Consider the following 11,134-nt stretch of genomic DNA (forward strand, 5'->3'; position numbering starts at 1 on the left):
CGACTGACACCCGTCGAATATGAGACGCTCCATCAGACCGCACACGCGGCCTGAAACTGCACACCCCGAGTGTCAACCAGGGTGGGGGCAGTCCCGTGAGATCAACGTGACCTGTGGATAACTCCACGGTCTTCGGGCGTCTTCGTCGGGGTGGTCATCGCTGTGCCGGGTTCGTCCCCGTCGATGTGGCGTCCGGTTCATGAAAGTCCATGAGCGCGGCCCTGGACCATCGCGAGACAACCATCGTGTGCGGGTATCGAGTTGTCCGGCTTTGCCACGGCCGTTGCAATGTGCCGATTGCATCGGGCGCTGATGTCCACGGCATTCTCGGTGGGCGTTGCGCAACGGTTTCCGGAGGCACCGGTGGCGTTGCGGCAGCCGCCTGCAACTCTGCGGATTGGAGCCGACCTCGTCCTGTGCGGGCGTGCCCGTCGAGCGCCGCATCTCACGCCGTGGTGGGATCACCAGTGCGCACTGGCCATGCGGTTGCGCAAACTGATCAGGGACCCGTTGCGTTCCCGGGAAACCGGGGAGTTAGTGAGGTCATCACGCCGGTCGAAGGCAGGGAGCGGTGGGATCACGAATCCTGCATTGACCGCGGCGGCGACGGCCTTGTTGTACCGACGGAGCGCGGTGCTCGGGGCTTTTGCCTCGGTGGCATCGGCGAGCTGACCCCAGGTCGTGGCCGGTTCGGTGATCTTGATTCGAGCCGTCTTCTTCACCAGTGGATCGAGACTGCTCTCCTCGATGAACGCCAGCAGTTGCGCAGTGGTCGGCTCCGCCGCCCGCATCCCGCTTGCATCGTGTACCTCGGTCATTGCGGTGGCAGCGGCGTGTTGCGCAACCTCGTCGTCTGCGGCGGCCGTGCGTGCGTCAACGTCATCGGCGTTGCGAACTACTGCAATGCTCGCCTTCCCGTAATCATCCGCGTCAACGACCCAGTCGGCGTCGGTGACCAGCGCTGCATCGGCGCTGCCGAGGGCAAGCAACTGTGTGAGCTCATTGAATTCGGCGTACGCGGACCCGATTGCCTTGATGAGGACACCGACGCCGTGTGTAAAGGCGAGGACGAGTAGGGGCGGGATGATCGCAATGAGTGAGGCACCAGTCGGCGAGAGTGGTGTGTAACCGAGATCGATGCCGGCTGCGACAGCGCGCGCGGCCCGGGCACATTACTTGCGCTCCTGCGGTACGCGATTGTGCCGTGGCTGCGTCGCCGCACACCCGGGACGATTGCGGTGGAAAAGAACTCGGACCCTTCCTCTACCGGAGGGAGCGGTACATCCCCCGCCCGGAATCGATACCAGCGAGCGAAGGCTGCGGTCCGGAAAGCCGCACACACGAACCTAGTTCGTGAGAGTTTGTGAGGGCGAGACGCCATACTTGCGTCGGTATTCTGCCGCGAAGCGTCCCGGATGGGTGATCCCCCAACGGAATATGATGTCCAGGACCGTTGTTGGTGGCGCTGAAACGATCAGGTCCGTGTGTGCGCATTCTATCCTGACGTCGTGCAGGTAGGCGAAAGGCGTCATCCCGACGTACTCGCGGAATGCCTGTTGCAGTCTCCGCACGCTGACTCCCGCTATCTCGGCCATGTCTCCGGGTGTCCACGCTCGGGCAGGATCATCGTGAATCGCTGTGAGAACCCGCTTTACGACGCGGGGGCGGTCGGTGAACCGACCGGGTTCCTCGTCGGGTACCGCGGCGAGGATGAAACCTGTCGTGATGGCCCCGGACAATTGGTCGAGCATCAAGTTGTTGCGTAACAGGTTGTCGTTGGACTCGATCTGGTCGTAGGTCGAACGCAGGAATTTCAGCCAGCTCTGTGCGGTGTCGCTGCGGAGATCGAGCTGCAGGGGTAGTCGTCGTCCGGGCCGGTCCAGAATGCGGTCCATTTCGCGTCGCAAATAGTCTTCGTCGATCTTGAATCCGATCAGGCGGCATTCCGCGTTCCAGTGTGGGATGACCGTGCGGACGTTCGGTGGGCATGCGGTGGCCTGCCCTACTGCGGAGACGACTTCGGTGCGTTCGATCACCGACTTCATTTCTCCGCTGACCGGGATGTTGATGCCGTAGGCGCCGGGGTGTTCCGACACCACGGTGACCTCACCGCCGAGTGCCATGTGCGTGATGCGACATGATCCGAGATCGACGCTTCCCAGTGACGCATGGGGTTTGGCTCCGGCAGCCAGTGGTCTCATCACGTGCGGGAAGTACGCATCGGCGACCGCTTCGTGGACGTGGTGCCAGTCCTCGAAGGGTGGGGTATCGCCTGTGTTCTCCACGAGAGTCGTACCAACCTCTCCAGCGCGGCCCAGGTTGATGCCGCGTACTACAACGTCGCTTCTAGTGAGTTATATCACCAGGAAAGCCTGACCGGGTCCGCGATTTCCTCGTTGCGTTGAGTGGATAGCCCCTTCGCTGAGTGGATCGCCAGCCCTGTGACCCCAGTCATACCTTGGGTTCGTACCCCGAAGTCAAGTCGACTCGGCCAAGCGAACGAAAGCAGGTGGCCACGCATGGACGCACGCACACTACGTGACATTTTCGGGCAGTTCGCCAGCGGCGTCACCGTCATTACCTGCAGAAATGCCGACGGTGAGCCCCACGGCGCGACGGTCACCGCATTTACCTCGGTATCGCTCGAACCCGCGCTGTGCCAGGTGACGCTCACCCGCAAGTCGAAGGCGTGCGGGTTCCTCAGTGACGCACCGTTCGCGGTGAACATCCTCGGCGCCGATCAGGTGGACACCGCGATGCACTTCGCCGGACGTCCGCAAGTACCCGGCCCGGTGTGGGCTGACGGGCCGACCGCTCCCTTGCTCTGCGGGGCTGCCACCACACTGTCCTGCACACCGTGGGCCCAGTACGACGGCGGTGACCACATCATCTTCATCGGCGAGATCGTCGACGTGACCACCAGCAACGACGACCCACTGTTGTTCTACCGCAGCAAATTCCACAACCTCGGCAGCTCCTCCGCCGGCTCCGCGTGGAACGGGTCGATGGACGACCCACACAGCGGCTGGTTCGACGCGACCACCTCCTTCACGCCACTTCACCTCATGGCGGGGCAACCGGCGTAGTCCGCACAACCCTCCACCACTGCCTCACAGCTCGGACATATCGAAGGGAACACCATGACCACCACTGCCCCTGTCACCGACGTGGCCTCCACCGACCCGACTCAGGTCAATCCAGCGGCGGACGCACCCGTCAACCAACCCCAGACCTATGCCACGCGGCCGATGACCGGCGACGAGTACATCGAGTCGATCACGGACGACCGGGAGATCTGGTTGCACGGCGAGCGGGTCAAGGATCACACCAACCACCCGGCATTTCGCAACTCGGTTCGGATGATCGCCCGGTTGTACGACAACCTGCACACCGGTGAGCACGTCGACACCCTCACCTGTCCGACCGACACCGGCAACGGCGGCGTGACGATGCCCTTCTTCCGTACCGCCAAAACTACCGAAGACGTTCTCGCCGATCGCGACGCGATCGCCACCTGGGCACGGATGACCTACGGCTGGATGGGCCGCTCCCCCGACTACAAGGCCTCGTTCCTCGGGACGCTGCACGCGAACAAGGAGCTGTACTCGCCGTTCCAGGCCAACGCCGAGCGCTGGTACCGCGAGTCCCAGGAGAAGGTCCTGTACTGGAACCACGCCATCGTCAACCCCCCGGTCGACCGGCAACTCCCGCCGGATGAGGTCGGCGATGTGTTCATGAAGGTGGAGAAGGAAACCGACTCCGGCCTGATCGTGTCGGGCGCCAAGGTCGTCGCCACCGGGTCGGCGATCACCAACTACAACTTCATCGCCCACTACGGCCTCCCGATCAAGAAGAAGGAATTCTCGCTGATCTGCACGGTGCCCATGGGGGCACCCGGGGTGAAGTTGATCTCGCGGGCCTCCTACGCGCAGAACGCAGCGATCACCGGAACACCGTTCGACTACCCGCTGTCGAGCCGGTTCGACGAAAACGACGCCATCCTCGTCTTCGACAAGGTGCTGGTGCCCTGGGAGAACGTCTTCATGTACGGGGCCGTCGACAAAATCAACACCTTCTTCCCGCAGTCCGGCTTCCTCCCGCGCGCCATGCTCCAGGGGTGCACCCGGCTCGCGGTCAAGCTCGACTTCATCGCCGGCCTGCTGATGAAGGCCCTCGACTGCACCGGCGCCGGCGGCTTCCGCGGCGTACAGACTCGCGTCGGCGAAGTCATCGGCTGGCGGAACCTGTTCTGGTCACTGACCGAATCGATGGCGCGCGACCCGGAACAGTGGATCGGCGACACCGTGATCCCCAAGCTCGAATACGGCCTGACCTACCGGATGTTCATGATGCAGGGCTACCCCCGGATCAAGGAGATCATCGAACAGGACGTCGCCTCCGGCCTGATCTACCTCCCGTCCTCGGCGGCCGACTTCAAGTCTCCGGAAATCCGGCCGTACCTCGACAAGTACGTACGCGGCTCGGACGGAATCCCGGCAGTAGACCGTGTAAAGGTCATGAAGGCACTGTGGGATTCGATCGGCAGCGAGTTCGGCGGGCGCCACGAACTGTACGAACGCAACTACTCCGGTAACCACGAGAACGTGAAGGCGGAGTTGCTGTTCGGTGCGCAGGCCACCGGCGTCGTGTCCGGCATGAAAGGCCTGGCAGAGCAGTTCATGAGCGAGTACGACCTCGACGGCTGGACTGTCCCGGACCTCATCGGCAATGACGACGTGTCCTACTTCGGCCGCAAATAACCCCGGATAACACCAGCGGCACGGGCGACGATCGACGCCCTATTACCGATCGTCGCCCGACCACGGGTCTTCTCCACCGGGCACGGGCTGTGTCCAGTGGCGAGAAGGCCCGCCACCCTCCTACACCGCATCGGGCTCGCCCGCCGTGCCCTACCAACCGAAACGCTGAACGAGGTGCTCACATGACCGACGAGGATCTGTCGCAGGCCGCGAAGTCGCTGATTGCGGCCTACGGTGACCGCAGTCCCATCCCACCGCTGACGGAGACGTATCCTGGGTTTACCGTCTCAGCGGCCTATGACATCCAGCTTCGGCAGGTTGCGCAGTGGACAGCCGAGGGACGGGTGATCCGCGGCCACAAGGTCGGTCTGACCTCGACGGTGATGCAACGCCAGCTCGGTGTCGATCAACCCGACTACGGTCACTTGTTCGCGGATATGTTCCACCTCGAGACGCTTCCGATCGACACCAGCGCCTTCATCAGTCCGAAGGTCGAACCCGAGATCGCGTTTGTTCTCAAGCGGCCTCTGACCGGACCCGGGGTGAGCGTCGCCGACGCGATCAGTGCCATCGACTACGTCCTCCCGGCGCTGGAGATCATCGATTCGCGCATCGCGGACTGGAAGATCACCCTCGCCGACACGATCGCCGACAACGCCTCGTCCGCGGGTGTCGTCCTCGGATCCACTCCCGCGTACCTCGACCGATGTGACCTGCGGCTGACCGGATGCGTCGTGCACCAGGGCGGCGAGGTCGTCGGAACCGGCGCCGGCGGCGCCGTTCTCGGGTCACCGATCAACGCACTGGTGTGGCTCGCGAACACGGTGGGACCACTCGGTATCACCCTCGATGCGGGATCGGTGATCATGCCCGGATCCCTCACCGCCGCGGTAGCGGTCACCCCGGGCCAGTCGGTCACTGCCACCTTCGACGGAATCGGCTCCGTCACAGCATTATTCGCCCCCCAGGAGACAGCATGACCATCGCAGCCATCGTCGGCCCAGGAAACATCGGTACCGACCTGCTCGTCAAACTACAGCGCACCACCGGAATCGACGTGCGATACATGATCGGGGTCGACCCTGCCTCGGACGGCCTGGCCCGCGCCCGAAGCCTCGGTGTCGAGGCCAGTGCCGGCGGTATCGACTGGTTACTCGACCAACCCGACCGCCCGGACCTGGTCTTCGAGGCCACCTCCGCCGCCGCGCACCTGGCCAATGCTCCCCGGTACGCCGAGGCCGGCATCACCGCGATCGACCTCACTCCCGCAGCCGTCGGCCCGTTCCTGTGTCCGGCGGTCAACCTCGGCGCGAACCTCGAGGCGACGAACCTCAACATGATCACTTGCGGCGGCCAGGCCACCATCCCCATCGTGCACGCCGTTTCACGAATCACCGACGTGCCCTACGCCGAGATCGTCGCGTCGATCTCGTCGAGATCCGCCGGGCCGGGCACCCGCGCGAACATCGACGAATTCACCGAAACCACCTCGCACGCCATCGAGACCGTCGGCGGCGCGCAGCGCGGCAAGGCGATCATCATCCTCAATCCGGTCGAGCCGCCGATGATCATGCGCGACACCGTGTTCTGCGCCATCTCTCCCGACGCAGACCGGCACGCCATCACCGACTCGATCCACCGGATGGTCGCCGACGTGCAGCAATACGTCCCCGGCTACCAACTCAAGGCCGATCCCCAGTTCGATGATCCGCGCCCCGAGTGGCAGGGCCACGCCCGGGTCGCTGCTTTCCTCGAGGTGCGCGGCAACGGTGACTACCTGCCCGACTGGGCCGGCAACCTCGACATCATGACCGCCGCAGCGGTGCGCGTGGGAGAACTCGTCGCCGCCGCACGCCACACCTCCGAAAAGGTCGCCATCCGATGAATGCACCCGTCCGCCTCACCGACACCACGTTGCGCGACGGCAGCCACGCCGTCAAACATCAGTTCACCACCGCGCAGGTCCGTGATGTCGTTGCCGGGCTCGATGCGGCCGGCATCGAGATCATCGAGGTTACCCACGGTGACGGCCTGTCCGGATCGACCTTCAACTACGGCTTCAGCGGAACCGACGAACTCTCCCTGATCCGGACCGCCGCCGAGACGGCGGTCCGGGCGCGCATCGCAGTCCTGCTGCTGCCCGGACTCGGGACCGTCGCCGACCTGCGCGCCGCCCGCGACGTGGGCGCTTCGGTCGCCCGCATCGCCACGCACTGCACCGAAGCCGACGTATCCATTCAGCATTTCGGTGCGGCCCGCGATCTCGGCATGGAGACCGTCGGCTTCCTCATGCTCTCGCACCGCACCACACCGGAGGACCTTGCCCAGCAGGGGCGCATCATGGCCGACGCGGGATGCCAGTGCGTCTACGTCGTCGATTCGGCCGGCGCACTACTGCCGGACGGTATCGCCGATCGTGTGGCGGCGCTGGTGACCGAACTCGGGGACGACGCCCAGGTCGGGGTGCACGCCCACCAGAATCTGTCACTGGGAATCGCCAACTCGATCGCCGGGTACCACGCCGGTGCCCGGCAGATCGACGGAACACTGTGCGCGCTCGGTGCCGGTGCCGGAAACTCGCCGACGGAAATACTGGTGACCGCCTTCGAGCGGCTCGGTGTGCCGACCGGCGTCGACACCGACGCGATCCTCGCGGTCGCCGAGGACGTCGCGAGACCGTTCATACCCAGACTCCCAGTGGCCGACCGTAATTCGATCATCCAAGGCAAATACGGGGTATACAACTCGTTCCTGTTCCACGCCGAAGCCGCGGCCAGCCGATACGGGGTTCCCGCACACGAAATCCTCGCCCGGGTCGGCGAGGCCGGATACGTCGGCGGCCAGGAGGACATGATCATCGACGTGGCGCTGACGATCGCGGCAGAACGCAGCCGTGCTGTCCCCGCCGCCATCGGGTGATTCCCATCGACCGCCCCTGACGCCGGACGGCGCGGCGCGACAACTACCAGCACGGAACTAGTTCAGGAGGGCCAGTGGAGAATCCGCAGGGTGGCGACAGCGGGGCCATGGGCCTCGACGCCGACCATGTCGTCACTGTCCTTCCGAACCAGATCCGCATCGGCGTTCGAGCACATGAAACGATCGTCGACGCCCTGCGCCGTCAGGGTTACCGCACTCGATACAAGTGCCGGCGCGGTGGATGCGGAGCCTGCCGGGCGACGTTGGTCGAAGGGCAGATCACCTACGTCGCCCAGGTCAGTGCGCCCGTCGTCGACGGCGCCGACAACGACACCGCACCCGATACACAGAAGTTTTTGCCGTGCAGAGCAACTCCGAAGTCGGACGTGATATTCGAACTCGGGCCGCGGGACCGCCTCGAGAACGTCCTGGCCGGGCTCGTCGGGACCCGGCGGCGCGAGAACACGATCACCAGTTCGACGAAACACTAGGAAAGGTACCCATCATGTCCGTAATGCGACTGGGCTACGTCCACATCAATGTGACCGATCTAGCCGAATCCAAGAAGCACTACATCGAGACCCTCGGCATGGACGCCGTCCACGAAGAGGACGGCACCGTCTACCTCAAGTCCTGGGACGAGGCCGATCACCACTCGGTCGTCCTGACCGAGGGCGGTGTCGGATTGGTCAAACTGGGCTACAAGGTCTCCGACGAGGCGTCGCTCGCCGACATCGAGCAACGCGTCCGCGCGTTCGGCGCCTCCTATGAGCGAATGAGCAAAGGCGATAACCAATCCGTCGGCGACGGCTTGCGGATCACGCTGCCGTCCGAGCACACCTTGGAGCTCTACAGCGACATCGAATACGTGGGCACCGCCACTGGATTGTGGAACCCGGACCCGTGGCCGCGCGACGGAATCCGCGGCATCGGGGTACCCCGCCTCGATCACACCCTGATCACCACCGAAGACCCGGTTCTCCTCGAGCGTTTCTTCTCCGAGGTGCTCGACTTCCGGCCGGCGGAACGACTGGTAGGAGGTGAGGACAACACCGAACTCGTGGCGTCCTGGATGTTCTGCGGCGACCAACCCCACGACATCGCCTTCGTGCAAGGCGAGAACGGCAAACTGCACCACTTCGCCTACCACATCGCCGACTGGTCAGCCCTCCTCCACGCCGGAGACATCTTCTCGATGCACGACGTACCGATCGACTTCGGACCCGCCCGGCACGGCATCACGCGCGGCGAAACGATCTACTTCTTCGACCCCGCGGGCAACCGCAATGAGGTTTTCTCCGGGGGATACCGAACCGGCAAGGATTTCCGCACCATCACCTGGACCATGGATCAGGCCGCCCGCGGCATCAACTTCACCCACCGCGAACTCGACCAGGACTTCCTCACCGTCGTCACCTGACCCGTTCCCGGCGACGCCCTCGACCCCCTGGCATCGAGCCCGCCCCTACTCCCTCCACCCCACCATTCTCCTCGAGGAGCCACCATGACGACCTCAGTCGAACACAGTCCAGAAATCGCCAAGACCATCGTGGTCAACGGAATAGCGACGAACTACCACGACCACGGCGAGGGCGAACCGGTCGTTCTGATCCACGGATCAGGACCCGGTGTCACGGCGTGGGCGAACTGGCGGACAACGATCCCGGTGCTCGCCGAGAACTTCCGGGTCATCGCCCCCGACATCCTCGGATTCGGGTATACCGAACGCCCTGACGGAGTCGAATACAACTCCGCCACGTGGACCGACCACCTCATCGGTTTCCTCGACGCCCTCGGACTCGACAGAGTTTCCATCGTCGGCAACAGCTTCGGCGGCTCACTCGCCCTGCGCATCGCGACCGAGCACCCCGAACGTGTCGACCGCCTCGTGCTGATGGGAAGTGTCGGGGTGCCCTTCGAGATCACCGACGGACTCGACGCCGTCTGGGGCTTCGAACCCTCGCTACCGGCCATGCGCAAGTTGCTCGATGTCTTCGCCTACGACCGCTCACTGGTCAACGACGAACTCGCCGAACTCCGACTCGCTGCCGCAACCCGCCCCGGTGTGCAGGAAGCATTCAGCGCGATGTTCCCCGCCCCCCGGCAGCAGGGCGTCGACGAGATGGCCGTCGACGAAGACTTGATCGCAGGCTTGGAGAACGAAACCCTCATCGTGCACGGACGCGACGACCAGGTCATTCCCCTCTCGAACTCGCTTCGTCTGCTCGAACTCATCACGAACTCGCAGCTGCACGTATTCGGGCGCTGCGGTCACTGGGTGCAAATCGAACATTCGGCCCGGTTCAGCAAACTCGTAGCCGAGTTCCTCTCCGAATAGGGGGCGGGCGGAACACCACCCAGAGGTGTGCTCACTCGTCGAGTGAGCACACCGTCAGCGCGCAATGCATTGCAGACAACATCTGCGATCAGGAGGGCGTGAGTGGAACAAGCCGACAGACTTGAAAATCCACCAAATTCGCTGGTTCGGACGGTACCGGCGGTCCACCGTCCCGGTGGAGTTCATCCGTCACCGTCGCGTCAGCGAATCGATCGGCCGCATGCGAGGGGACACGGCGAGCAGTGACGACGTCGCGCTCCCGCGCAAGAAGAACCGATAGTGGACCACATGACAGACCGGACGGCGACCCTGACCACTGCTGGTTCAGCGGCCTGGCCTGGCGGGTGCATGCCCGTTGCCGTCCTACCGTTGAACATCTGTTCTTTCCGCCAGACGGAGAATCTACCGGTGCCCGAGTACGGCGAGTAGCCGCCGCGAAACGAATTTGCGCCAACTGCCAGGTCCTGGGCGAATGCCGCCAATACGCCGCACGCCACGGCGAGCTCATCGGGGTGTGGGGAGGGCTCTCGGAGCGCGAGCGAAAGACACTGTTGCGGTGCATGACGTTGTAGACACTGAGCGGAATAGGGGCTGAACGAAGCGGACGGACCTTCCGCGACGGCGCCGACGCGCGGCCATCATGCGTCAGACCGGGCACATTTGCCCCACCGGTGGGGATCTATACGCAGGAGAACTCCCCGGTGATCGGCAGTGTCGTCACCGGGATCGGACTCTGACCCGTGACGAGTACGAGTATCACCCGAAGCGGCACCGGCGCCGGGTAATAGCCCGACAGTCGCTCCCCGTTGCGCAGGATCAGCTCTGGCAATGGTCCACTTACAACCAGCGCGGTGGCTCTTTCAGATACCCCTCGATTCCTACGCCGACGTTGCCGCGTCCGGCGGCCCACCGCACGACCGCGGCGAGGGGCCCGGACACCTTGTCGGTGGGCGGTGAATCCGGCTGCACCGCAACCGGTTCACGCCCGTCGACCGCCAGCATCAGGCCGGTGCCGAGGTCCCTGCGCCGCCACATCCCGACGATGTCGGTGAGCAGCGACTCGAGGACCACGTCGGGGAAGTCGCCGAATCGGCCGCCGTTGCCGAGGTCGACGGCG

12 protein-coding genes and 1 pseudogene are annotated in these 11,134 nt (G+C 64.3%); 10 read left to right on the forward strand and 3 right to left on the reverse strand.

Features of this window, described 5'->3' with window-relative positions; genetic code table 11:
- Window positions 1–461: 461 nt before the first annotated feature.
- A complete protein-coding gene (locus tag ACFVJ3_RS48155) occupies window positions 462–818 on the reverse strand; it encodes a hypothetical protein (RefSeq protein WP_378458812.1) in 357 nt (118 codons plus the stop codon).
- Between the two features lie 15 nt (window positions 819–833).
- Between ACFVJ3_RS48155 and ACFVJ3_RS48160 the strand changes: the two genes are divergently transcribed.
- Window positions 834–1,076 carry a hypothetical protein gene (locus tag ACFVJ3_RS48160; RefSeq protein ID WP_378458813.1) on the forward strand — a complete coding sequence of 81 codons (243 nt, stop codon included), beginning with the start codon at window positions 834–836 and terminating at the stop codon, window positions 1,074–1,076.
- Window positions 1,077–1,346: 270 nt separating this feature from the next.
- Here the strand turns inward: ACFVJ3_RS48160 and ACFVJ3_RS48165 are convergent, their stop codons facing one another.
- Window positions 1,347–2,285: an AraC family transcriptional regulator gene (locus ACFVJ3_RS48165; RefSeq protein WP_378458814.1), complete on the reverse strand. Its 939-nt coding sequence runs from the start codon at window positions 2,283–2,285 to the stop codon at window positions 1,347–1,349.
- Window positions 2,286–2,519: 234 nt separating this feature from the next.
- On the opposite strand from ACFVJ3_RS48165, the gene ACFVJ3_RS48170 reads away from it, so the two are divergent.
- The 9 genes from ACFVJ3_RS48170 (at window position 2,520) to ACFVJ3_RS48210 (ending at window position 10,589) form a co-directional block, all read left to right on the forward strand.
- Window positions 2,520–3,086: a flavin reductase family protein gene (locus tag ACFVJ3_RS48170; protein ID WP_133985723.1), complete on the forward strand. Its 567-nt coding sequence runs from the start codon at window positions 2,520–2,522 to the stop codon at window positions 3,084–3,086.
- A gap of 54 nt (window positions 3,087–3,140) precedes the next feature.
- A complete protein-coding gene (locus tag ACFVJ3_RS48175; RefSeq protein WP_378458815.1) occupies window positions 3,141–4,760 on the forward strand; it encodes a 4-hydroxyphenylacetate 3-hydroxylase family protein in 1,620 nt (539 codons plus the stop codon).
- A 182-nt stretch (window positions 4,761–4,942) separates the two neighbouring features.
- Window positions 4,943–5,740, forward strand: coding sequence for a 2-keto-4-pentenoate hydratase (locus ACFVJ3_RS48180; protein WP_378458816.1), 798 nt, complete (start codon window positions 4,943–4,945; stop codon window positions 5,738–5,740).
- Entirely contained in the window at window positions 5,737–6,645 is a 909-nt protein-coding gene (locus ACFVJ3_RS48185) for an acetaldehyde dehydrogenase (acetylating) (RefSeq protein ID WP_378458817.1), read from the forward strand. Before ACFVJ3_RS48180 ends, ACFVJ3_RS48185 begins: the two co-directional genes overlap by 4 nt.
- The gene (gene dmpG / locus ACFVJ3_RS48190; RefSeq protein ID WP_378458818.1) at window positions 6,642–7,679 is read left to right on the forward strand and encodes a 4-hydroxy-2-oxovalerate aldolase; all 1,038 of its coding nucleotides are present in this window, start codon (window positions 6,642–6,644) and stop codon (window positions 7,677–7,679) included. Before ACFVJ3_RS48185 ends, dmpG begins: the two co-directional genes overlap by 4 nt.
- Before the next feature lie 74 nt (window positions 7,680–7,753).
- A complete protein-coding gene (locus tag ACFVJ3_RS48195; RefSeq protein ID WP_378458819.1) occupies window positions 7,754–8,170 on the forward strand; it encodes a 2Fe-2S iron-sulfur cluster-binding protein in 417 nt (138 codons plus the stop codon).
- A 14-nt stretch (window positions 8,171–8,184) separates the two neighbouring features.
- Complete coding sequence (locus tag ACFVJ3_RS48200; protein ID WP_317570320.1) at window positions 8,185–9,099, forward strand: catechol 2,3-dioxygenase; 915 nt, start codon at window positions 8,185–8,187, stop codon at window positions 9,097–9,099.
- 84 nt (window positions 9,100–9,183) lie between these two features.
- Window positions 9,184–10,017 (forward strand): alpha/beta fold hydrolase, encoded by an 834-nt coding sequence (locus ACFVJ3_RS48205; protein WP_378458820.1) that lies wholly within the window; start codon window positions 9,184–9,186, stop codon window positions 10,015–10,017.
- Window positions 10,018–10,361: 344 nt separating this feature from the next.
- A complete protein-coding gene (locus tag ACFVJ3_RS48210) occupies window positions 10,362–10,589 on the forward strand; it encodes a WhiB family transcriptional regulator (RefSeq protein ID WP_378458821.1) in 228 nt (75 codons plus the stop codon).
- Window positions 10,590–10,854: 265 nt separating this feature from the next.
- On the opposite strand, the pseudogene ACFVJ3_RS48215 reads toward ACFVJ3_RS48210, so the two are convergent.
- A pseudogene (locus tag ACFVJ3_RS48215) lies at window positions 10,855–11,134 on the reverse strand (maleylpyruvate isomerase); the annotation flags it as partial.

The organism is Rhodococcus sp. NPDC127593, assembly GCF_042671975.1.
Lineage (GTDB): Bacteria > Actinomycetota > Actinomycetes > Mycobacteriales > Mycobacteriaceae > Rhodococcus_F.

Excerpts from the sequence above, each read along its gene's own strand:
- dmpG (WP_378458818.1), top strand. The coding sequence starts at position 6,642 with ATGAATGCACCCGTCCGCCTCACCGACACCACGTTGCGCGACGGCAGC.
- ACFVJ3_RS48180 (WP_378458816.1), top strand. The coding sequence starts at position 4,943 with ATGACCGACGAGGATCTGTCGCAGGCCGCGAAGTCGCTGATTGCGGCC.
- ACFVJ3_RS48170 (WP_133985723.1), top strand. The coding sequence starts at position 2,520 with ATGGACGCACGCACACTACGTGACATTTTCGGGCAGTTCGCCAGCGGC.
- ACFVJ3_RS48185 (WP_378458817.1), top strand. The coding sequence starts at position 5,737 with ATGACCATCGCAGCCATCGTCGGCCCAGGAAACATCGGTACCGACCTG.
- ACFVJ3_RS48205 (WP_378458820.1), top strand. The coding sequence starts at position 9,184 with ATGACGACCTCAGTCGAACACAGTCCAGAAATCGCCAAGACCATCGTG.
- ACFVJ3_RS48200 (WP_317570320.1), top strand. The coding sequence starts at position 8,185 with ATGTCCGTAATGCGACTGGGCTACGTCCACATCAATGTGACCGATCTA.
- ACFVJ3_RS48175 (WP_378458815.1), top strand. The coding sequence starts at position 3,141 with ATGACCACCACTGCCCCTGTCACCGACGTGGCCTCCACCGACCCGACT.
- ACFVJ3_RS48155 (WP_378458812.1), bottom strand. The coding sequence starts at position 818 with ATGACCGAGGTACACGATGCAAGCGGGATGCGGGCGGCGGAGCCGACC.